Origin of the sequence: Pseudomonas sp. C5pp (genome assembly GCF_000814065.1) — a bacterium.
Lineage (GTDB): Bacteria > Pseudomonadota > Gammaproteobacteria > Pseudomonadales > Pseudomonadaceae > Aquipseudomonas > Aquipseudomonas asiatica.
The window spans coordinates 15,855-38,362 of sequence record NZ_JWLN01000044.1 but is presented as its reverse complement, the minus strand read 5'-3'; the positions used below and the strand labels follow the sequence as shown (position 1 = coordinate 38,362).

Sequence of the window (22,508 nt, the reverse complement as noted above, 5' to 3'; positions counted from 1 at the left end):
AAAGCTTCGCGCATGCTGAAACCTTGCATGGCGTCGCGGTGTTGCTGAAGCGCCTGCCAGGCAGGCAGAGCCGTCACATCATGGGGTGTTCGGTAATACGCCATTGCGGGGGTCCTTGATGCATGGTGATGCCTTTAAAACGGCAGACATTGCCAGGCAGCGATAACGCAAATGCATAATCCATTGCGCCACAGAGTATGCAGCGCACGGTGCTATCTTTACTGGGTAATTAAATCCGACAATGCGGATTTGCAGGTTACCCCAGTATTTGCAAAGTAATCCTGCCAGCCCTTGAACTCCGTCCAGGCCGAAACAAAGACAAAATCGGTCTTGAACATTTCAGAAACCGTATGATCGTAACGACTATCCCCAATAAAGAGCGCAGGGAATTCAATGTTACCTGCAGCGATTTCCCGGGCGAAAATGGTGTCTTTAGGATCGGGACTGCCAAAAATCCCGCCATCGAAGTAATCAGATATGCCCCGTTCAGAAAACACATGCCTCAACTCGACCTGAGCACCACCAGAGACAATCAGCCATTTAGCATTCGGCGAAGCGCATCGAAGATCCTCAAGGCCCTCTGCAATTTTACATTGCATCAGGCCATCTGCAACTTCCTTGCTATAGGCATCTAGCAGGTATTGCATGCCCGACTCATCCGAGCGCACATCCACTATCTCATTTAAGAAGTATTCAAACTTTTTAAACCTGGATATGCCGCCGTTGGCAGTATGATGCTCGACGAGCGCTTGCGCAGCTGCTTCACCATAGCGCAGTGCCGCCAAGTAAAAGGCGTGTGTTTTTACACGGTTCGAATCAAGGACGACACCATCACAGTCGAACACAATAGTTTTATATTCGCTAAGCTTCATGCTGTCGCCACGCCACTTGCGATCATGGCTTCAGCCAGCGCGAAATCATCAGGCCAGTCTATATCAAAACCTTCGAGCTGGCTTGTAACATGCAAAAGTGGATTGACTCCTATACGGTCATTGTATTGTTGATAACCTGACCTTCCGAGCAAAAAAACAGCACTGTCTACTTCATAGATTGTTTTCAACGTTTGCGTACGGGGCCACTTCTCTACGTTACGATCATAATTTAGTGGCTTGCGCTCATCCCATAGAAACCCATGAATCGCCTTCACGGACATCAATGAATCGTAGCCATCCTCAAGCGCTCTAAAGTATGCTCGAATGGCTTTGCTATAACTTTCGGAACCATAAAAAGGCGAAGTTACATGCGTCCAGAGAATGTGGTCTTTACTGGTAATACCCTCAGCCAAGGCAACCAATTCGTCAGTACTGGTTGCGCTGCTCGACAATGAATCCTCTCGCTTGTGAATCTTGAGCTTTGCACAATCAAACGCCGATGCGAAATCGATAATTTCTTCATCATTGGTACTAAGAACAATTTCGTCAATAAGCTCACAATACTTCAATTGATTGAGCTTGACTTCGATGAGCCCAAAGTCGAAATCAGAAAATTTCTTTATATTCTTGCGAGGCACACGCTCGCTACCTTTCCTGCAAGGCAAGAAACATGAAACACTCATGGCGTAACTTCCAATTTACCGTAGACACTCGCAGCGGGAATATCATAGCGCGACGGGGTGATAGCCAATATATCGACCGCCCCGACGCTGCGGCGGTAGAGCCCTAGCAATTTATTCATTTCGACATTTCGAGGATCATCTGCCTGATAGCCATCGAAACCAGCAAGCAAGATACGGCTGGCACCGCCACTAGCAGAAATTGCGAGCGCATAGGCAATCACCAATGCTGTAGGCAGTACACAGAAGCCTTCATGAAACTCAAACTGCCCATCCCTTACTTCGATACCGAAGTCTAGAAGCTCTTTACCTTCTAGAGCTTGACGCACCTCTTGCGGAAGCATCCCAGCAGGAGTGATCAGGGGTTGTGGCAATGTTGCATGCTGCTCACAGTCAGCGAGCAATCTGAGCGGGTGGCATGCAAGGCGAGCGTCAATTAATTCTGGAGCAATCTTGGCCTGTGTATTAAGTGCCATGACGAACGGCTTACGCCCACGAATATAGGCCTCGATCGCCGCTCTATGCTTTTCCACTCCCGGGCCGGTACCCAGCAGTAATACTTCGCGCCCAGCTAGAACCTCCGCTGGCGCCCAGCTGCCTTGCGTAGGGCTCTGATAGAAGAAACGGGCGGAGTTCAATGTGCGCGAGCTGAACTTCTTACCGCCCTCAATACGCAGATGCTCTATAACGGCCAAGACATCTTCTTCACCGTAGCGCGAGTCCCCCAGCATTTCTTGAATATAAGTAGGGTGTATCCCATACTTACCCGCCAGGTAATAGTAAGCATTGGTACCCCACCCGCACTCGTGCTGCAGAGGACGGAAATAGCGATTAATAATGCTCATCAGGGGAACAATATTCGTGCTTTGGCCACAGCGCTCCGATAGTTCGATTACCAAGTACTCTGTTTTCGCGTTGCCTGGACCACGCCCCATACCGGTAACGGTGGCATCCAACCAAGTGACGCCTTCGTCCAAGGCGCGCAGAGTGTTTTGGAGAGCCAAGCCCATATTGTCATGGGTGTGGATACCCAGAGGACCTTTCCAGCGCGAGCGCAACCAACCGACAACTTGTGCCACTTGATCAGGGCTCATGCTACCCATGCTGTCAGCGAAGTACAGCACATCCAATGGCCATTCAGCCGCAGCAGCTGCCAAGGTCTCGATTTCCTGCTGATTACGGTCAGCAATCTGCATGAGGTTGAATCCAACCTGGAAACCACGCTCTTTCAGCCAGGCCGATGCAGGGAGGGACTGTTCGAACTCGTGTACATGACACGCGATACGCACCAGCTCCACAGGCGACGTCGCTGCGGACTCCGGGAACAGCCGGCTCAAGACTTCTTCCATCGGCAAGTCACTTGCGAGCAGTTCCACAGCATTAATCATGACTGCGACTGAAAGTGAACTAGGCACTTCAAGGCTGCGAATGTAGTGATCGGTGGTATAAGCACTTGCCCCTTTGAAGCCGGAGTTATTAAGGGAACGCAACCCAAGCTCGACAACCTTAACCCCTGCAGCAGCCATCGCCTTGAGATAGTCATCAACTACGGCTGCCGGGAAATCCCAAGAATTGTAGTAGCCACCGTCACGAAGCGTACAATCAATTACAGTACACGCACTCACTTTGAAACCCCCTCAATAACCTGTACAAGCTCGTCATATACAACCTGCCAATTCAGGCTATAGCTGATGAAATCCATTCTTAAATCAGCGTCCTCAGGACGATCCACAATATGCTTGGCATCAATGAGTTTGGTTCGTTTACGAATGTGATTAGTTTCAGTAAGCATCTTGGTATTAAGATGCGCCACACCTGGACGCCCAGCAAACCTAGCAATATGCAGGCCACCAGTGGCCGAGTTGCCGACATAGGCATCTACGAAACTCGCGAACTGAATTTTTGTAACACTATCCGCACCGACAACACTGAACACAGGAATCGTACTATCCAAGCCTTCCTTTATCTTAGCTACAACGCCACTATCGAGTTCCGTCTCTCGCTGATCGCGAGTTGTTGCATGTACTGGCGAGGTCCAACCATCAAATACGACCCCCACTTTCGGATACAAACACTTTAAAGCATTCAATATCTTGACTGCAGCGTCTACTTGCTCCAACCACGAGCGCTTCTGAACTGTGACGCCGAACCAGATCAGAGGGTAACAAGACATCAACTTAGACGTAATCTGGAAGTTAACGGACGCCAAGCCATTTCGCGCAAACGAAATAAATTTCCGATCGAATCGAGTTACGCTTTCGACCTGCCTAGGATCAAATAAAGTGCCAGCATGGAAATAGAAACCTCTTCCTTTCACTCCAAGCTTCCACAACTCCTCAGCGGTCAAGATTAACTCAGGAACGCCAAGCTTAAATAATTCCGAGAAAGAGCAAAAGTCACCACCCTTGAAATAAACAATATTTGGAACTTGGTCCAAGAGTTGTGCTTCGTAAAGATCACTTACCGCAGGTGCCACGTCATAGTAAAAATGATATGGCCGCCCATGAGAGGCAATGACGCCGGAGAAATCTCTATCCCCTGACGAATAATTATTGACTTCCTCGAGATTCCTTATAAACCAATATATGAACTCCTTGATAATACCGTCAGTCATATGCGCAGACAGTACAATCATATTTTTTGTCGGAAAATATATGGCATCTGCAGAGCCGACACGCTGAAATATGAAGAAGGCCTCGCCCGTAGAAGAGACAAACCTAAGCACATTAATTTCATTGCTCATTACATAGCTTTCATTACAGAATGCCATACCATAACTGAAGGGGTCGGGCACAATCACCGAGCCTTTTGAAATAGCAGTCTGGACCGCATTTATGCAAAAATCACTAGTGGAAACATATTTCAGGAACTGGACAGACCGTTTTAATTCAACGGGCACATCGCCAGCAACGACCCGCCATAAATTAGCAACTTTCACACCCCTGAATACAATATCATCCAGAATATCATCACTAATTTTCGACAAGAATACCGATTGATCCCCCAAAAGCTTCTTTATGCTTTTAGAGTTGTTGAACTCAGTCCACAAGTGTTGTAATTGAGTGGCTTGAAACCCACAAGCTGCAGCTTGAATCAATCGCCACGGATATTCTTCCCCATCAACCACCAAGCTAACTTCGACGGGCTGAGTCAGATCTACATTGATAGACGCATTAAACCCACAGCATAGCTGGGGATGCTCCGCCAACAAATCCTCGGAAACCTTAAGAACAATACGCAGAACATCCCTACGCTCAACCACAGCGCGAATTTGATGCTCTATTTCTCCGTTCCTGATGAGAAGGTAAACCTCGGACTTATCACGAGCCTTTATAAACCAACCCGCAAAATTTAGCGACTTACTTCCTAGATGCTTACTTGTTGGAGTATCTAAGCACGAATATGGTATTACACCCTTAAAACTTGACCTTGCCTTATCGAGCACCGACAGCTCTAAAATATCAGGATACATCTTTTCCTCCCTAAATAATAATATCGAGCAGTCAGCACTCGGCGTAATAAAGATCAGATCAAACCGCGGGAAAACGCGGCACGTTTCCACCCATACAGCACGTCACCGCCATAGGGGCGAGAATACATTATCCAACGAAACTCTCCTCGCTGATCTGGTTCAAGATCCAAGGCAAGCTTCTCAATATCGCTGGGACTAAACATCCCGCGATAAACCCCGTCCAGCTTAATGATAGGCAAGCCAATACGATGTAGAAAAATTCCATTTTGATGGATTTGCGAACCATGCATAAAGCAGCCGATAAACTTAGAGATAACCTCTCCCTTTACAGTTCCTCGAATACTTTCACTTGCCGAGGATGAATTGGTCACTGCCCCGCAGACAAACTCAGAAAAGCCTGTTAAAGAATCTGCATAATGCACCTCAATCTCTGACAAGGATTCAAAGTCGGCATTTAGAGCAGAAACACCAGCAATTGCAGCTGGAGAATGCAAATACTTACTTATAACCTCTTTACTAACTGCGGAGAAAGAAAATCTCGGCGCTAACGACAATGTTGACGTTCGGGAGAGATGCGCAATGTCCTCCAGCACAGTCTCATTACTATGCAGCAGCGTCGAAGCACGCTCTGTATCATATAAAGACTTGAAATTCTCAGGCGAACTCACAATACGCTTGAGCGTCTTAGACAGTGCCATCTCACCCGTTTTAATCACGACCGGGCGTACATCGGTACACCTATATTTTCGCCAATATTTTTTCAGCTTAGGATGATTAAGAACACCACCACTCAAGGCGATACAAAAAGAACCCAAATGATGCTCAATCTCGTAGTTCTCAGTTGCACCCAGCACTTCTACGCTAGAATCAAACATCTCTTCCAAGAAACGGACGTTATGCTTGCGACTAAAGAACACGCTATCATTGACCAGCAGCATCCTCGGACACTGTTCAGCAAGCCCACTAGAGTAAAGGTACTTAAAGCCAGACTTATAACTACCAAAGTCACGACCGTAATTATACTTCTCAATATAGCAATCGATAACGTCTTTATACTGATCAGGACTTTTTACCTTTAGGGTATTTACGCAAACAACATAAAGCCCCAAATCCTTCGCAGCACGAAGGAAATGAATTACGTCATTGCGAATAGCTCCTTTTTGATACAGAGCCATAAGGACTATCTTTTGACCTTGATAAGCAGAAGAATAGAATACCTTATCAGCTTTACCCAGGCTTTTAAACCAGTTCATGCGAGACTGCAGCGCAACGTATGCATGTGCCGCCGGATAGACTAGCTGATCAGCGACCCGTTGATAAATACCCACAAATAACCCTCGACCGATTGAACTAAAAATCACAACTCAACAATAACATTCTTATTAACTGCGCAGACAGTTACACGATCTTTTTCCGGCGTCTGGATTGCAATCCCGTATGCCCCAGGTTCCAAACCAGACAAGTCAGCCTTAACAAAAAAACCTGATTTCTTGTATTTTTCATCATTGTAAGCTTTAGCAACATCAGGGCGATCATTACGAGCTGTTTCTTCAAAAGTGTAGACTTTGCCCTGAGCATTTTTTAAAGTAACAATCAACTTAGAAGCGCCTTGAGCGCTATCAGAACCGATCGCCCACCCGTGAAAAGAAACAATCTCAGGTCGGACTTTTACACCTCTTTCCTTACTACCCTGCACGATATCAAGCGCACAGCGGTTAGACTTCTCCACTGGCAACGACGCTACGGAATCATCATCTCCACAGCCAACAAGCGTCATTGCGATTACTGCTGGAATCAATACAGACTTCATGCTCATACAACTTCCCTAGCGTTTGTTTTCAATAATTTCTTCGTAAATCTTCATGACCTGCCCAACACTTTCTCCTGTGATGAGCCTGCCCCCTTCCAAGATGACACAACGGTCGCACAAAGCGGCAATTTGGCCTTGAGAGTGCGATACCAATACAACGGTTTGACCTGATGCAATTTTTTGAATCATGGTGCGCTCAGCTTTCTTTCTGAAGCTGGCATCCCCCACGCTAAGCACCTCATCAACCAGAATCACATCAGGGCTCATGATGGTGCTGATGGCGAACCCCAAACGAGAGGCCATACCCGTGGAGTAGTTTCTTACCGGCTCTTCAAAATAGTCGCCAAGCTCAGAATATGCTTTGATTTCCTCAACCCGCTCGACAACCCGCTTTTTGGGATGCCCCAACAGCATGCCACCAAAAATTGCGTTATCGCGGCCAGTGAGATTGCTGTCGAAACCGGCCTGCAGTGCCAACAGCGCCACCGAGGCGCCATGGTTGAGAATTTCACCCGAATCAGGCGTCAAAGCGCCTGACAGGACTTTCAATAACGTCGATTTTCCTGCGCCATTCCTGCCAAGAATGCCGAGAGTTTCGCCAGCCTTGATATCCAGGTCAATGCCTTTCAAGGGCTCATGAAACCCTCGCTTACCATTGAGTTTGAACCGTACGCCTACGTTACGCAGCGAAAGGACTACATCAGACTTCATGCCATGCCCCGCCTTACAAACTTTTTCCGCTGGAGCTTGTAAATAACGTAATTGACTGCACCCAACGCAAGGCTCACTGCAAAGACATAAAGCAACCCTTTAATTTCAGGAGAGGCACCCTGCAGTATAACTTGGCGATAAGCAGCAATGATAACTGCCAGCGGGTTGTATTGAACCCATTCTGCCACCCTGCCCGGCAGGGATTGATAGTTATAGATCACCCCTGAAAGGATCATCAGCAGGGTCAAGCCTGTCCCAACGATGTTGGCAATATCGCGAACGATTGAAACAAGCGCCGCAAGCAGCATACCCAGCACGATGGTCAGCAGGAACTGCAGCACTACGATTAGCGGGAAATAAATAAGGCTCAAGCTCAAACTGTCATCGTCAGCTACAAAGCGTAGAACGATCAGCAATAGCATGGCTGGCAACTGCTTGAACGTCGACTGCACAATATTGACAAGCGGAAAAAAGGCGGGCTGAACGTTACTGTTCAGCATCAGTGACTGGCCACCCAATATGCTGGTCGCACTGGTCGACACCGCTTTGGTGAACCACATCCAGGGCACTAAACCGCAGAGCAGGAACAGGCCATAATTCTCGACCCCTGCATTCAACACCCTACCGAACAGGAAATAATAAATAACGAGGTGCAGCAGAGGTTCCAGCACCACCCAGGCGTAATTAAGATGGGTGCGCGACGACTCAGACTTCAGGTTCAAAATGGCCTTGGTTACCACCAAATTAGCAAAGTGCATAACCGAAGATGTCGTGCCTTTGGCTTTTTTTACTTCATCTTTAACAGCAGACACCGGCGCATTTAATATTTCGGCACCGTATTGCATTGCCAACCGATATCGCCGCGCCAATGCGTGTTGCCCTGCCCGCTCATAGGCCTGCGAAAGCTTTTGATAGGCCTGGGGGTGTGCTGGCTTCAAAGCAACTACAGCATTCCAATACTCAGCGACTTCTTCCCACTGTTCTAGCTTTTCGGCGATTTCCGCAGCTTGGATCAGCGGCTCAACTTGATCAGAGGCCACATTGCGAGCAGTGAGGTTGTGCGCCTTCGCGGCAGTAACGTCACCGTTGCGCATTGCCAACGCGGCGGTACGGCACAGCAACTCCCAACGGTCACCCAGCACCGCACGACCTTGCCCCAGCAGCTGCGCTTCGAGCGCCGCCTCGCCTTGCACCTGGGCCCAGTCTGCACTGATCAACCAGGTGGAGACGTGCTTATCGAAACGGTGTCGACTAAACTCGAGAAGCTCGCCCGCTTGTTCATACTGCTCTTGCTTGAAGCAGCAAATAGCGCCTTGCAACCATGGCGTAGCGTGGCCTTTATACTGCTCGCGGAAGGCCTGCCATAACGTAGCCGCCTCCACCCAGCGTTTTTGCCGCATCAACGCGAGCGCCAATTCAAATGCCTGTGCGGGTGCGAGGTTTTCTATCTGAGTCATAAGTTCCAATGCGCAAAACGCAGGGCATTAGCCCTGCGTCTCGTCGATCGCTACCGTGGTTTTATTTGCTGTAATTCTCGTACACATCAACCTCGGCCAACCGCTTGCCAAGCAGGTCTTTCGCCGAAAGCTGTGGTTCAAAGTCTATCGGCCAGTCAATTCCGATATCCGGGTCGTTCCAGATGATGCAGCGCTCGTGCGCTGGGGCGTAGAAGTCGGTGGTTTTGTACAGGAACTCTGCCGCTTCCGAGAGGACGACAAAGCCGTGCGCGAATCCTTCCGGCACCCACAGCTGATGCTTGTTTTCTGCGGACAGGTGCGCCCCCACCCATTTGCCAAAGGTGGGCGAATCACGACGGACATCTACAGCAACGTCGAACACTTCACCCTGGACCACACGCACCAACTTGCCCTGCGCTTGCTGCAGCTGGTAGTGCAGCCCGCGCAATACGCCCTTGGCAGAGCGGGAATGGTTGTCCTGCACAAAATTGACTTCGCGGCCTACCACTTCATCAAAAACCTTCTGGTTGAAGCTTTCGAAGAAGAAGCCACGGTCATCACCGAAAACCCGAGGCTCAAACAAAATGACTTCGGGAATTGCCAAAGGAGTAGCTTTCATTAGTAAATTTTTTCCTGCAGCAGGCGTTTCAGGTATTGGCCATAACCGTTCTTGGCCAGCGGCGCAGCCAGTTTTTCCAGCTGTTCTGCAGTGATCCATTGCTGGCGGAAAGCAACTTCTTCAGGACACGCAACCTTAAGGCCCTGGCGGTGCTCGATGGTTGCGATGTAGTGGCTTGCCTCGAGCAGCGAGTCGTGGGTGCCGGTGTCGAGCCATGCATAGCCCCGACCCATGATCTCAACAGACAGGCTACCCTGCTCCATGTAGATGCGATTGAGATCAGTGATCTCCAACTCGCCGCGTGGCGAAGGCTGAATGCTCTTTGCAATCTCAACCACTTGCTGGTCATAGAAATACAGGCCGGTGACCGCGTAGTTCGACTTCGGCTGCAGCGGCTTCTCTTCCAAGCTGACAGCTTTGCCCTGGTCGTTGAACTCGACCACACCGTAACGCTCAGGGTCGTTGACGTGATAGGCAAACACGGTTGCACCATGGTCACGGTCTGTTGCGCTATGCAACAGTTCGTTGAAGTGGTGCCCGTAGAAAATGTTGTCGCCCAACACCAATGCCGACAGATCATTACCGATGAATTGCTCGCCAATGATGAAAGCTTGGGCCAGGCCGTCCGGCGAAGGCTGGACTGCATACTGGATGTTCACCCCCCAACGCGCACCATCCCCCAGCAGCTGTTCAAAGCGCGGGGTGTCTTGCGGGGTGGAGATGATCAAAATGTCGCGAATACCCGCCAGCATTAGCGTAGTCAGCGGGTAGTAGATCATCGGCTTGTCGTACACCGGCAACAACTGCTTGGAGATGGACAGCGTTGCTGGGTGAAGACGGGTGCCGGAGCCACCGGCCAGGATAATCCCTTTACGTTTACTCATCATTGCTTCTCTATGATTTCTGTCAGCATCCGTGCCACACCGTATTCCCAGGACGGGAGATTCAGCTGGAAGGCTTTCTGCAGTTTTTCAGTATTCAGGCGGGAGTTGGCCGGGCGTTTGGCTGGCGTAGGGTAGGCATCTGTTGTGAGTGCATTGACTGCCTCGGCAGAGACTTTAAGCTCCAGACCAGCGGCAGCAGCCAGGTTGATGACATAGCGCGCGTAACCGCACCATGTGGTTTCACCGCCCGCTGCCAGGTGGTAGATACCGTCCAGCCTGGGGTTTTCCCGCGCAGCCGGAATGGCATGCGCCGTCACGTCGGCGATCAGTTCGGCCCCTGTAGGTGCACCAAACTGGTCATCGATCACGCCCAAGGTGTCGCGCTCACGCGCCAGTCGCAGCATGGTTTTCGCGAAGTTGTTGCCGCGGGCTGCGTACACCCAGCAAGTGCGGAAGACCAGGTGGCGGCAGCCCGATGCCTGAATTGCCTGCTCCCCGGCCAGCTTGCTTACGCCGTAGACGTTCAGCGGGCCAACACCGTCAGTCTCGCGCCAGGCCTGCGTACCGTCGCCAGGGAATACGTAATCGGTGGAGTAATGCACCAGCAACGCGCCACTGCTTGCCGCGGCCTCAGCCAGTACAGCTACAGCCTCGGCGTTGACCAGGTGTGCCTGGCTCGGCTCGGATTCGGCCTTGTCCACTGCGGTGTAGGCGGCGGCATTAACGATAACGTCGGGGGCATAACGCGCCAGCGTGTCCTTGAGCCCTTCGAGGTTGCCCAGGTCACCGCAGAAATCAACGCTACGCGAATCCAGGGCAAGCAGCTCGCCCAAGGGGGCGAGGCTGCGCTGCAGCTCCCAGCCCACTTGTCCATTCTTGCCCAACAGAAGAATTTTCATGCGCGGCGCTCGGCGTAGTTCTTCTCGACCCAATCACGGTAGTTACCGGACAGGACGCTTTCGACCCACGGTTGGTTTTCCAGGTACCACTGGACGGTCTTGCGAATGCCCGTTTCAAATGTTTCGGCAGGCTTCCAACCCAGCTCACGCTCCAGCTTGCGAGCATCGATCGCATACCGGCGGTCGTGCCCAGGGCGGTCGGTAACATAGGCGATCTGTTCGCTGTAGAGCTTGCCGTCGGCACGTGGACGAAACTCGTCCAGCAAGGCACAAACACGATTGACGATTTCCAGGTTCGGCTTTTCGTTCCAACCGCCAACGTTGTAAACCTCGCCTACGGCACCTGCCTCGAGCACGCGACGAATGGCGCTGCAGTGGTCTTTCACATACAGCCAGTCACGAATCTGCTGGCCATCGCCGTATACCGGCAAGGCCTTGCCTGCCAGGGCATTGACGATCATCAGCGGGATCAGCTTCTCAGGGAAATGATACGGGCCGTAGTTATTCGAGCAGTTGGTGGTCAGTACTGGCAGGCCATAGGTATGGTGGTACGCGCGCACCAAGTGGTCGCTGGCTGCCTTACTCGCGGAGTAAGGGCTGTTCGGTTCGTACTGGTGCTTTTCGGTGAAAGCTGGCGCATCGCCAGCCAGCGAACCGTACACTTCGTCGGTAGATACGTGAAGGAAGCGGAACTTTTGCTGCTCATCACCTTCCAACCCATTCCAGTAAGCACGAACGGCCTCTAGCAAGCGGAAGGTGCCAACGATATTGGTCTGGATGAAATCTTCCGGCCCATGGATGGAGCGATCAACATGCGATTCTGCAGCAAAATTGATGATGGCACGAGGGCGATGCTCGGCAAGCAGCTGCCCGACCAGTTGGCTGTCAGCGATGTCGCCATACACAAACACATGCTGCGGGTTACCTTCCAGGGTGGAGAGATTCTCCAGGTTCCCGGCATAGGTCAGCTTGTCCAGGTTGATGACGGTTTCACCCGACTGGCCAACCCAGTCAAGCACGAAGTTGGCGCCGATGAAGCCGGCGCCACCAGTTACCAGAATAGTCATTTGATCAGATCTTTTTCAGTATTGTCGCGAGCAGCAACCCAAGGTTGCCAAGGAGGGTCTGACGATGCAGGCCTGCTTTGAGCACTTTGTAGACGCGCACAGGCAGGCTTCGTTTTCGGGCTGTCTTGAACAGCTTGAGGGTCTTGCGGTGATCTTTGCTCAACCGGTGACTCATGCTCTCCAAGGCACGGATATTCTGGGCATTCCACTCATAGAAACGCCCTTGGAATACCATGACCAGGCGTCGCAGGCGGGCGCACCAGTCAGAGTTGCTGCCGATGACATTGTCGGCATGCTGCCGGTAAAAAACCCGGGGTTCAGGGTCGTAGCGAACGGCGCCAGACGCACCAGTGATCAGCTGATAGCACCACCAGTCGTGGGAGGGCACGGTCAATTCAGCACCGGCTTCCATGATCAAGGCACGCGCGGCCTTGTTGAAGACCATGGTGTTGCCTCCGCTGATACTCTGTACCAGTGCATTTTTGAAATGCGGTGGCGAGGCAAAATTTGGCGATAACCCGCGATGGATTCCCCCGTCACAAATCAGCAGGGTGCGGCCACAATAAAGGGCAGGCTGGTCGGCAGGCACACTCGAAAGCCACTCTACAGCCGCCTGGAGCTTGCTTGGGCACCAAACGTCATCTTGGTCCGACCACGCGAAATAATCCGCATCGATGTCAGCCCTGCAGGTCAGCGAAAGGAAATTACGCACAAAGCCGGCTTGGGGACCGCTCACTATTTTGATGCGGTGCGAGCCCCACGACTCCACGTACCCTTTGAGTACCTCGAGCGTACCGTCCTGCGAGGCATCATCCGACACATGGAGGACCCAGTTTCGATAGGTTTGCCGCTCGAAAGAATCCAGCTGCTGAGACAGGAAATTGGCACCGTTATAGGTGCACATGAGGATCGCCACACGCGCAAGCTCAGGAATGCTTAATTCCTGAGCGAATAGGAGCCTGTCCGGCGTGTGAACGCCAGGGGGTTGAGTGAGCACCGCCACGCTTGTCTTCCCTGAAATGACAACTGCTTCCGCAGATACCCTAACTAAACTTGAGTGCCATCAAAAAGCCATTGCACAAAATCGCGAGGAAGGATAGCACATTCGCATCAGTTTCTGAATATCTCGTGAAATTCTTGCGTTCCAGATAAAATTTTCTTTAAAAAACAGAACCAGCACCGAGTTTATAGTCATAAAAAATGCGACGGATTGAATCCATGCCGAATTCGAACCAAAAAGACATTCATCCCACAGCCTTGAGTTTAATCTAGCAAATAGGGTGCCACTCGCCGTGACGTGCTTGACCTCAATGGTGGTGTACTGAGCTACTCGAAAAACGACTCTCCGCACTAGTCGTCATCGGCTCGTAGCAATAGCGGTAGGAGTTGCCTGGAGGCGGCCAATGCCGCGGACGGGCATCCTGAGTCGATTGCCGGATGCCGCCTAACCACTTGGCGATGGCCATTTCTCCTGGATTTCCGTCATCTTGCGAGCCACACCCGAGGACCGGACAGGCAGTGTTGGGAACAGGTTGACCTATCGGCATGAGTTTGTAGCGGGAGACTCTGGGCCCCGCAGCATGGTCCTACAAAGGTTCGTTGCCGTGCACGCCGCACAGCGGCAGCATAGGCATGTAAAGCGAATGAACGTTTACCTAAAGCCTCAGGGTTACCCGAGGGCAGTTTCCTGCCCCCGAACGACCAAGGCAGATTGAGCCTGTTAAAAAATCTTATCCTGCAGCAACCCTTTCAGATACTGCCCATACCCATTCTTGGCCAGCGGCTCAGCCAGCTTCAACAGCTGCTCCGCCCCAATCCACCCCTGCCTGTATGCCACTTCTTCCGGGCAAGCTACCTTCAACCCCTGCCGCCGCTCAACGGTCGCGATATACCCGCTAGCCTCCAGCAGCGAGTCATGGGTGCCGGTATCTAGCCAGGCATAACCACGTCCCATGATCTCCACCGACAACCGGCACTGCTCCAGGTACACCCGGTTCAAATCGGTAATTTCCAGCTCGCCACGGGCAGACGGCTTGATGCCCTTGGCTATCTCGACCACGTCCTTGTCATAGAAGTACAACCCGGTCACGGCGTAATTAGACTTGGGGTTGGCCGGCTTCTCTTCCAGGCTTATGGCCTTGCCCTTGCCATCGAACTCCACCACGCCATAACGCTCGGGATCCTGCACATGGTAGGCGAACACGCTGGCGCCGTCGCCGCGGCCCATGGCATTGCGCAGTAACTGCTGGAAGTCATGGCCGTAGTAGATGTTGTCGCCCAGCACCAGCGCGGACAAATCGTTGCCGATGAAGTCCTCGCCAATCAAAAACGCCTGGGCAAGGCCATCCGGGGAGGCCTGTATGGCGTAGGTAATATTGATACCCCAACGGTGGCCATCACCCAGCAATTGCTCGAAACGCGGGGTGTCTTGCGGGGTGGATATGATTAGGATGTCTTGAATGCCCGCCAGCATCAGGGTGGTCAGCGGGTAGTAGATCATCGGTTTGTCATACACCGGCAGCAGCTGCTTGGAAATTGCCAGGGTCGCCGGGTGCAGGCGAGTACCCGACCCGCCCGCCAGAATGATGCCTTTACGCTTCATAGTGGTCATTTCTCGTGTATTTCAGTGAGCATGCGAGCCACACCCAGGCGCCAGTCTGGCAAGGTCAGGGCAAAGGCTTGCTGCAGTTTATGGGTGTCAAGACGCGAGTTCGCCGGCCGCTTGGCCGGGGTCGGGTAGGCATCGGTGGTCAACGGGTTGACCTGTTCGGCACGGGCTTTCAATGGCACGCCCAGAGCGTTCGCTTGCTCCAGCACGTAACTGGCGTAGCCACACCAGGTGGTTTCACCGCTGGCGGCCAGATGATAGAGGCCTCTCAGGGCCGGGTTGCGGCGGGTGGCGGTGATGGCGTGGGCGGTGATGTCGGCAATTAGCTCGGCACCGGTCGGGGCGCCATGCTGGTCGTCGATAACGCCCAGGCTGTCGCGTTCCGCAGCCAGGCGCAGCATGGTCTTGGCGAAATTGTTGCCGCGAGCGGCATACACCCAGCAGGTGCGGAAGATCAGGTGCTGGCAACCGGCGGCCTGAACGGCCTGTTCGCCGGCCAGCTTGCTTTCGCCATAGGCATTCAGCGGGCCGACAGCGTCATCTTCGCGCCAGGCCTGGGTGCCCTGCCCCGGGAATACGTAGTCGGTGGAGTAATGCACCAACAGTGCCCCGCAGTCGGCGGCGGCGCGGGCCAGCACGCCAACGGCTTCGGCGTTTACCCTGAACGCTTGCTCGCGCTCGCTTTCGGCCTTGTCCACAGCGGTGTAGGCGGCGGCGTTGACGATTACGTCAGGGGCGTAGGCGCGCACGGTTTCGGCCAGGCCCGGCAGGTTGGCCAGGTCGCCGCAGTGTGCCTTGCTGCGGGAGTTCAGCGCCAACACCTGGCCCAGCGGGGCCAGACTGCGTTGCAGCTCCCAACCTACCTGGCCGTCCTTGCCCAGTAGCAGAATCTTCATGCCGAGCGCCCTGCGTAGTTTTTCTCTACCCAGTCACGGTAGCTGCCGGACTGCACGTTCTGCACCCAGTCCTGGTTTTCGAGGTACCAGGCCACGGTCTTGCGAATGCCGGTTTCGAAGGTTTCGGCAGGCTTCCAGCCCAGTTCGCGCTCGAGCTTGCGGGCGTCGATGGCGTAGCGGCGGTCATGGCCGGGGCGGTCGGTCACGTAGGTGATCTGCTCGGCGTAAGGCTTGCCGTCGGCGCGGGGGCGCAGTTCGTCCAGCAGGGCGCACACGCGGTTGACGATTTCCAGGTTGGGCTTTTCGTTCCAGCCGCCCACGTTGTAAACCTCGCCGGTGGTGCCGGCTTCCAGCACGCGGCGGATGGCGCTGCAGTGGTCCTTGACGTACAGCCAGTCGCGAATCTGCTGGCCGTCGCCGTATACCGGCAGCGGTTTGCCAGCCAGGGCGTTGACGATCATCAGCGGGATGAGTTTTTCCGGAAAGTGGTAAGGGCCGTAGTTGTTCGAGCAGTTGGTGGTCAGCACCGGTAGGCCGTAGGTGTGGTGGTACGAGCGCACCAGGTGGTCGCTGGCGGCCTTGCTGGCCGAGTATGGGCTATTGGGCTGGTACTGGTGGGTTTCGGTGAAGGCCGGTTCGCCAGCGGCCAGCGAACCGTACACTTCGTCAGTGGACACATGCAGGAAACGGAACGCCTTGCGCGCCTGTTCATCCAGGCCCCCCCAGTAGGCGCGTACGGCTTCCAGCAGGCGGAAGGTGCCGACGATGTTGGTTTCGATGAAGTCTTCCGGGCCGTGGATCGAGCGGTCGACGTGTGACTCGGCGGCAAAATTGACGATGGCGCGTGGCTGGTGCTCTTTCAGCAAACGGGCTACCAGCTCGGAGTTACCTATATCGCCGAGTACGAAAATGTGACGCTTGTCGCCTTGCAGGCTGCTCAGGGTTTGCAGGTTGCCTGCATAGGTAAGCTTGTCGAGGTTGACCACTGGCTCGTCGCTAGCGGCCAGCCAGTCCAACACGAAGTTCGCGCCAATGAAGCCCGCACCACCAGTTACCAGAATAGTCATCGTTCAGTTCTTCCCAATTCCCGCTTTCAAACTTCAATGCGTTTGAAGTTCATGTATGCGTTCCTTTACCGGCAACGCCTGTTCTATTTGTCAGTACTGCGTTCAGGGCTTCAGGCGCCGGCGCTGGTACAGCCAATCCACAATTTCTGCGCCTGGCACATAGCCGCTTACAGTGTCACGCAGCAGCTGGCGGACGGTGGCAAAGTCATCGACAGACGTTGCTGCGCGCAGCGCATCCAGGCGCTGCTTCAGTACATCCCACGGCAGGAAGTCTTCGTTGGCGCTCATGATCATGGGGTGGCGCGTGGCAATCACGTTGTCCCCGATCAACAGCTCTTCGTACAGTTTTTCGCCCGGGCGCAGGCCGGTGAAGTTGATGGCGATGTCCCCCAACGGGTTGCGCTCGGAACGAATACTGAAGCCGGACAGGTGAATCATTTTTTCGGCCAGTTCCACAATCTTCACCGGCTCGCCCATGTCCAGCACGAACACGTCGCCGCCCTGCCCCATGGAACCGGCCTGGATCACCAACTGCGCGGCCTCGGGAATAGTCATGAAATAGCGAGTGATTTTCGGGTGGGTAACTGTCAGCGGCCCACCGTTTTTGATTTGCGTGTGGAACAGCGGGATCACGGAGCCCGACGAGCCCAGCACGTTGCCGAAACGCACCATGGTGAAACGGGTTTTGTTTACCTGCGCCACGTTGCCGGTTTCGCCCATCAGAACGGGCGCCAGCTCTTTACTCAGAGCCTGCAATACCATTTCGGCCAAGCGCTTGGTACTGCCCATCACATTGGTGGGGCGCACGGCCTTGTCGGTGGAAATCAGCACGAAGTTGGACACGCCAGCCTGCAGCGCCGCCTGGGCGGTGTAGAGGGTGCCGAACACATTGTTCGACAGGCCCTCGGCAATGTTGTGCTCGACAATGGGCACATGCTTGTAGGCGGCGGCGTGATAGACGGTGTCTACCTGCCAGGCACGCATCACATCCAGCATCTTGGCCTGGTCGCGGACCGAGCCAAGGATAGGGATCAACTGCACGGCCAGGCCTTCTCGCAGGATACGCTGCTCCAGCTCGCCAGCGATGGTATACAGGTTGAATTCGCTGTGCTCGAACAACAGCAGAGTGCGCGGCGTTTGCCCGAGGATCTGGCGGCACAACTCGGAGCCGATCGAGCCGCCAGCGCCGGTTACCATCACGGTCTGGTCAATGATGCAGTGCTGCAGCAGGTCACCTTGGGCAGGCACCGCGTCGCGGCCCAGCAGGTCGGCGATGTCCACCTCCTGGATGTCGTCGACCTTGACCCGGCCGCTGGCCAAGTCCATGAAGCCGGGCACACTGCGCACATGCAGCGGATAGCCTTCGAGCAGGTTGAGGATTTCGCGGCGACGGCTGCGGCTGACCGAGGGCAGCGCTAGCAGAATTTCTTCGGCGCCGGTGTCGTCGATCATGCGTTGCAGGTGATCTGGCTGGTACACCTGCAAGCCAGCGATGACTCGATCAGTGATGCTGGCATCGTCGTCGATGAACGCTACCGGGCGCATGGCCTTGCCCATGCGCAGGGCGGTAACCAGCTGGTTGCCGGCAGAGCCGGCGCCGTACACGGCAACCCGTGGCAAGCCATCGTCACGGTTGGCGAATGGTACGTGCTGCACGGCGGTGGCGAACCAGTCACCGAGGAAATACTGACGCATGGCCAGACGCAGGCCGCCGACCATGATCAGGCTCAGCCACCAGTAGTTGAAGGTGATGGAGCGCGGTACCACGTTCTGGTGGTTGCCAGCCCAGTAGATGATGAAGCCCAGGATCAGCGCAGAAAGCGTTACAGCCTTGATGATTGCGATCAACGCGTCATTGCCAAAGTAGCGCATCACTGCTCGGTAGAGCCCGAACCGAATGAACAGTGGGATCGAAATGGACGGTGCAATCAGGAACAACCAGGTATGGTCCAGGACGGGGTTGGCAAGGTCATCGATACCCAGGCGCACAACAAACGCCAACCACAATGCGAACCAAACCAAAATGACATCAGTCGCTACCTGAATGAGCCGTTTCTGGCGCCGAGGCAGCCCTAGCAGTCTTGAGCGCAGCTTATCCATAGAACCTCTGAAAATTTTCCGAAGTAACATTACTACTGCCTTCTTCTTAACACTTTAGCTAGTGTTCGAGCTCACCTGCACGCCAACGCACAGCTAGAAACACTAATGGAAGATAGGCAATGGCCACGCCCCACACACCGTCCAGGCCCAGCACCACCACACATAATGCGACTGGCAGCAACCAGAACAGGTTGAGCGCAGCTACGGCGAGTGTCACGGGCAGATGCTTGCCGTAATGTCGGGTAGCGAACTGGTAGGCGTGGCTGCGATGGGCCTCGTAAACTCTTTCACCGCGCAGCAGGCGACGCATGAGCGTGACGGTGGCATCGACCACAAACACGCCCAGCAGGATCAGCCAGCACCAGAAAAGCTGCGGCGATGCCCAGGCAGCCTGCAGCGACAGGCCCGCCAGCACAATACCGAGGAAGCCGCTGCCGGCGTCACCCATGAAGATTTTAGCTGCCGGGAAGTTCCAGTACATAAAGCCCAGCGTGGCCGCGGCCAACAGCAGTGGCAGCGGTATCAGACGCGGCGCATCAGCGAGGACCGACAACAACACCATGCACAGGCAAGCTGTGACGGCTTCGACGGTCGCAATGCCGTCGATGCCATCCATGAAGTTGTACAGGTTGAGCATCCACACACAATAGACAACTGCAAGTAAACAACCGAACCAATCCAGGTCAAGGTCATAACCGAACAATTGAAGTGGCGGCAGGCCATCTAGCCAGTACAACATCCAGGCAGCAGCGGCGAAGTGGCCAAGCAAGCGCCACCGGGCCGCAATATGACGGCGATCGTCCATGAAACCGATCACCGCAATTAGCGCCCCAGCCCCGCCGATGGCAACCATCTCTACCAGTGGCACTGCAGCCTCCGCAGCTTCCAGCGCCAGCAATGGCAGGCTGCCCAAGAACGTCAGCACGATTGCCACCCCCCCCCCCTTGGGGTGGGTACGGTGTGTGAACTGCGCGCATTGGGAATGTCGATAATACTGAATGCTCGCGCATACCAGCGCAGTCCAGCTGTCAACAGTAGCGATAACACCAATATCGCAAGAGAAAACCACAAAACCGTCATTGCTTGTCGTTGCCTTGATAGTGTCTGGCGGCAGCCTGAAGTGCAGCCTCGCAATCTACCGGTGGATGCCAGCCTAGCAAGTCGCGGGTTTTATTGATATCCACCTGCAATGACCCGCACAAACGCTGAGCCAAGCCGGCCTTGCCAAGTACAGCTGCACCGGCACATATCAAGCTGGCCGGCACCGGCAGCAAGCGTGCAGGTTTACCAAGAGCGCTTCCCATCCGCCGCAGCAATTCAGTCGTAGACAGATCTTCACCGTCACTGACCAAGAAAATCTGGTTGACTGCTGCCGGATGGTTGATACAGGTAACAATCAAATCGACCAGATTCTCCAAAGCCACCAAGCTTCTTCGATTGTCGATGGCGCCAAAAGGCAACGGTAAACGTCGGTCGAGCCAGCGCATCATGGTGAGGAAGTTAGCCTTTACGCCTGACCCGTACACCAGCACTGGGCGCACGATCACCACCTCAAGCCCCGACTCACGAGCCAATGCCAGCAGCGCAGTTTCGGCCTCCAGCTTGGAGAGGCCATAAGGGTCTTGTGGTTGTGGGACATCATCTGCGAAGTACGGTTTTGAGCGACACGTGCCTTCACCATTTACCTTGATCGAGCTGATGAACACAAATCGCTTGACCCCGGCAATGATGGCTTGACGAGCCAGTGCCAGTGTTCCGTCCACATTGACACGTCGAAAGGCTGCCAGTGGATCGCTCTCGGTGTCGCTCATGACATGAACGCGCGCAGCTGCGTGAATCACGACCTTGCATTCGGCAAGCAGGCCACTCCAGTCGTTATCGTGCTCAAACGACTCGAACGCAATGCCACGCACAGAAGGCGGCAACGTCATATTTTCGTGCCTTACAGCGGCAACCACCGGAACCCCGTCGGCAACAAGGCGCCGCAGCACCCCTCCACCGACGAAACCGCTGGCACCTGTGAGAAAAACCTTGCAGTTCATTGTTATGATCTTCTCAAAAAACGCAGTGCCTGCAGTCTTGCATTCAGCTTATCCATAAACACTCAAGTGCTTCTCCAAGACAAGATGACGTCAACGATGCTTCACGACTGAACAAAAGGCCGCGCCGGCACACCAATCACGGTTGAGTCATCGGGTACATTGCAAACCACGGCAGCTCCTGCCCCCACTGTCGTACGGCTGCCAACCTTAAGCGTTTGCCTAACCACGGCTCCAATACCTATCCAACTGCACTCTCCGACTACGACACCACCCGCCAGGCGCGCACCGGGGCTTATGTGCACGTAATCGCCAATACAGCAGTCATGATCGACACTACACCCCGTATTGATGATGCCCCCTGCACCCACAATGGCGAAAGCATTCACCACTGCCCCCGCAAACACCACCGTACCACTACCCAGCGATGAATGACGACTAACCACTGCGCCCGGGTGCACCAACACCGGCAGGCTCGCTCCCAGCTTTCGTAACTCTTGCAGCTTTTTTGCACGCACGGCATTGTTGCCGATGGCAACCATCACGCCTTGGTATTGACCAAGCCTCTCGTGCAGTTGAGCAGTGCCTCCGACAACAGGCCAAGCACCATTTCGTTGCAGGCTGGGCCAAGCGTCATCATAAAAATCGATGCTCTGCCAACCGCACAGCTCGGCTACATCAGCCACCACCTTGCCATGGCCGCTCGCCCCAAGGATTGCCAAGGAAGTCATTTAGGCGAACCGGTAAATTTAGACATGGTGACTTCTCCCTCAGCCGAGATACCGTCGCGTACCAGGACCTTCTTGACGGTCAACAGCAGTATCTTGAAATCAAGCATTATCGAGCGGTTGTCGATGTACCACACATCAAGCTTGAACTTGTCTTCCCACGACAGCGCATTGCGGCCATTGATCTGCGCCCACCCCGTAACACCTGGGCGAACTTCGTGACGGCGATACTGCTCCTGGCTGTAAAGTGGCAGATACTCCATCAGCAACGGCCTGGGCCCTACCAGGCTCATGTCACCCTTGAGCACATTCCACAACTCAGGTAGTTCATCCAGGCTCGAAGCGCGCAAAAAACTGCCAAAAGGCGTCATACGCTTGTCGTCGGGCAGTGGCACACCCTGCGCATCCAGCGCGTCACGCATGGTGCGAAACTTAACCATTTCGAACGGTTTACCGTTCATCCCCGGGCGAATTTGACGAAACAGCACCGGCGCGCCCAATTTGCGCCGAATGCACAGCGAGAGTATGAGAATTATTGGGCTTAATAGTATGAGACCGAACAACGAAGCGAATATATCGACTGCGCGCTTGACCATAAT

20 protein-coding genes and 1 pseudogene are annotated in these 22,508 nt (G+C 54.0%); all 21 read right to left on the bottom strand.

Translation table 11 applies throughout. The features are described from left to right. Positions 1-218 precede the first annotated feature (218 nt). The 21 genes and pseudogenes from RR51_RS25775 to RR51_RS25675 all read right to left on the bottom strand — a co-directional run bounded on the left by RR51_RS25775 (position 219) and on the right by RR51_RS25675 (position 22,505). Positions 219-872 (bottom strand): HAD family hydrolase, encoded by a 654-nt coding sequence (locus RR51_RS25775; RefSeq protein WP_039615116.1) that lies wholly within the window; start codon positions 870-872, stop codon positions 219-221. Then, positions 869-1,555, bottom strand: a complete 687-nt coding sequence (locus RR51_RS25770) for an acylneuraminate cytidylyltransferase family protein (RefSeq protein WP_039615115.1) — start codon at positions 1,553-1,555, stop codon at positions 869-871. The genes RR51_RS25775 and RR51_RS25770 overlap by 4 nt, the downstream gene beginning before the upstream one ends. Beyond that, on the bottom strand, positions 1,552-3,177 hold the full coding sequence (locus RR51_RS25765) for an aldolase catalytic domain-containing protein (protein ID WP_039615114.1): 1,626 nt from the start codon (positions 3,175-3,177) through the stop codon (positions 1,552-1,554). Before RR51_RS25765 ends, RR51_RS25770 begins: the two co-directional genes overlap by 4 nt. Beyond that, positions 3,174-5,024: a hypothetical protein gene (locus tag RR51_RS25760; protein ID WP_039615113.1), complete on the bottom strand. Its 1,851-nt coding sequence runs from the start codon at positions 5,022-5,024 to the stop codon at positions 3,174-3,176. The genes RR51_RS25765 and RR51_RS25760 overlap by 4 nt, the downstream gene beginning before the upstream one ends. A 53-nt stretch (positions 5,025-5,077) precedes the next feature. Continuing rightward, positions 5,078-6,277 (bottom strand): hypothetical protein, encoded by a 1,200-nt coding sequence (locus tag RR51_RS30920; RefSeq protein ID WP_152619944.1) that lies wholly within the window; start codon positions 6,275-6,277, stop codon positions 5,078-5,080. A gap of 104 nt (positions 6,278-6,381) precedes the next feature. After that, on the bottom strand, positions 6,382-6,840 hold the full coding sequence (locus tag RR51_RS30915; RefSeq protein ID WP_152619943.1) for a hypothetical protein: 459 nt from the start codon (positions 6,838-6,840) through the stop codon (positions 6,382-6,384). A 9-nt stretch (positions 6,841-6,849) separates the two neighbouring features. Next, a complete protein-coding gene (locus tag RR51_RS25745) occupies positions 6,850-7,545 on the bottom strand; it encodes an ABC transporter ATP-binding protein (protein ID WP_039615110.1) in 696 nt (231 codons plus the stop codon). Further along, complete coding sequence (locus RR51_RS25740) at positions 7,542-9,002, bottom strand: ABC transporter permease (protein WP_039615109.1); 1,461 nt, start codon at positions 9,000-9,002, stop codon at positions 7,542-7,544. The genes RR51_RS25745 and RR51_RS25740 overlap by 4 nt, the downstream gene beginning before the upstream one ends. 61 nt (positions 9,003-9,063) lie before the next feature. Further along, positions 9,064-9,621 (bottom strand): dTDP-4-dehydrorhamnose 3,5-epimerase, encoded by a 558-nt coding sequence (gene rfbC, locus RR51_RS25735; protein WP_039615108.1) that lies wholly within the window; start codon positions 9,619-9,621, stop codon positions 9,064-9,066. Continuing rightward, a complete protein-coding gene (gene rfbA, locus RR51_RS25730; protein WP_039615107.1) occupies positions 9,621-10,505 on the bottom strand; it encodes a glucose-1-phosphate thymidylyltransferase RfbA in 885 nt (294 codons plus the stop codon). The genes rfbC and rfbA (RR51_RS25730) overlap by 1 nt, the downstream gene beginning before the upstream one ends. Next, positions 10,505-11,404: a dTDP-4-dehydrorhamnose reductase gene (gene rfbD, locus RR51_RS25725; RefSeq protein WP_039615106.1), complete on the bottom strand. Its 900-nt coding sequence runs from the start codon at positions 11,402-11,404 to the stop codon at positions 10,505-10,507. The genes rfbA (RR51_RS25730) and rfbD (RR51_RS25725) overlap by 1 nt, the downstream gene beginning before the upstream one ends. After that, positions 11,401-12,471, bottom strand: coding sequence for a dTDP-glucose 4,6-dehydratase (gene rfbB / locus RR51_RS25720; RefSeq protein ID WP_039615105.1), 1,071 nt, complete (start codon positions 12,469-12,471; stop codon positions 11,401-11,403). Before rfbB (RR51_RS25720) ends, rfbD (RR51_RS25725) begins: the two co-directional genes overlap by 4 nt. Positions 12,472-12,475: 4 nt before the next feature. After that, positions 12,476-13,474: a glycosyltransferase family 2 protein gene (locus RR51_RS25715; RefSeq protein ID WP_330218090.1), complete on the bottom strand. Its 999-nt coding sequence runs from the start codon at positions 13,472-13,474 to the stop codon at positions 12,476-12,478. A gap of 717 nt (positions 13,475-14,191) precedes the next feature. Next, positions 14,192-15,073, bottom strand: coding sequence for a glucose-1-phosphate thymidylyltransferase RfbA (gene rfbA, locus RR51_RS25710; RefSeq protein ID WP_039615104.1), 882 nt, complete (start codon positions 15,071-15,073; stop codon positions 14,192-14,194). Positions 15,074-15,078: 5 nt separating this feature from the next. After that, on the bottom strand, positions 15,079-15,975 hold the full coding sequence (rfbD, locus tag RR51_RS25705) for a dTDP-4-dehydrorhamnose reductase (protein WP_039615103.1): 897 nt from the start codon (positions 15,973-15,975) through the stop codon (positions 15,079-15,081). Then, positions 15,972-17,042 carry a dTDP-glucose 4,6-dehydratase gene (rfbB, locus tag RR51_RS25700; protein ID WP_039615102.1) on the bottom strand — a complete coding sequence of 357 codons (1,071 nt, stop codon included), beginning with the start codon at positions 17,040-17,042 and terminating at the stop codon, positions 15,972-15,974. The genes rfbD (RR51_RS25705) and rfbB (RR51_RS25700) overlap by 4 nt, the downstream gene beginning before the upstream one ends. A 102-nt stretch (positions 17,043-17,144) precedes the next feature. Then, positions 17,145-19,142 (bottom strand): polysaccharide biosynthesis protein, encoded by a 1,998-nt coding sequence (locus RR51_RS25695; RefSeq protein ID WP_039615101.1) that lies wholly within the window; start codon positions 19,140-19,142, stop codon positions 17,145-17,147. 58 nt (positions 19,143-19,200) lie between these two features. Further along, positions 19,201-20,222, bottom strand: a pseudogene (locus tag RR51_RS25690) (MraY family glycosyltransferase). Further along, a complete protein-coding gene (locus tag RR51_RS25685) occupies positions 20,219-21,184 on the bottom strand; it encodes a UDP-glucose 4-epimerase family protein (protein WP_039615100.1) in 966 nt (321 codons plus the stop codon). The pseudogene RR51_RS25690 and the gene RR51_RS25685 overlap by 4 nt, the downstream one beginning before the upstream one ends. Positions 21,185-21,285: 101 nt before the next feature. Continuing rightward, the gene (locus RR51_RS25680; RefSeq protein WP_039615099.1) at positions 21,286-21,912 is read right to left on the bottom strand and encodes an acetyltransferase; all 627 of its coding nucleotides are present in this window, start codon (positions 21,910-21,912) and stop codon (positions 21,286-21,288) included. After that, complete coding sequence (locus RR51_RS25675) at positions 21,909-22,505, bottom strand: sugar transferase (RefSeq protein WP_039615098.1); 597 nt, start codon at positions 22,503-22,505, stop codon at positions 21,909-21,911. The genes RR51_RS25680 and RR51_RS25675 overlap by 4 nt, the downstream gene beginning before the upstream one ends. Positions 22,506-22,508 lie beyond the last annotated feature (3 nt).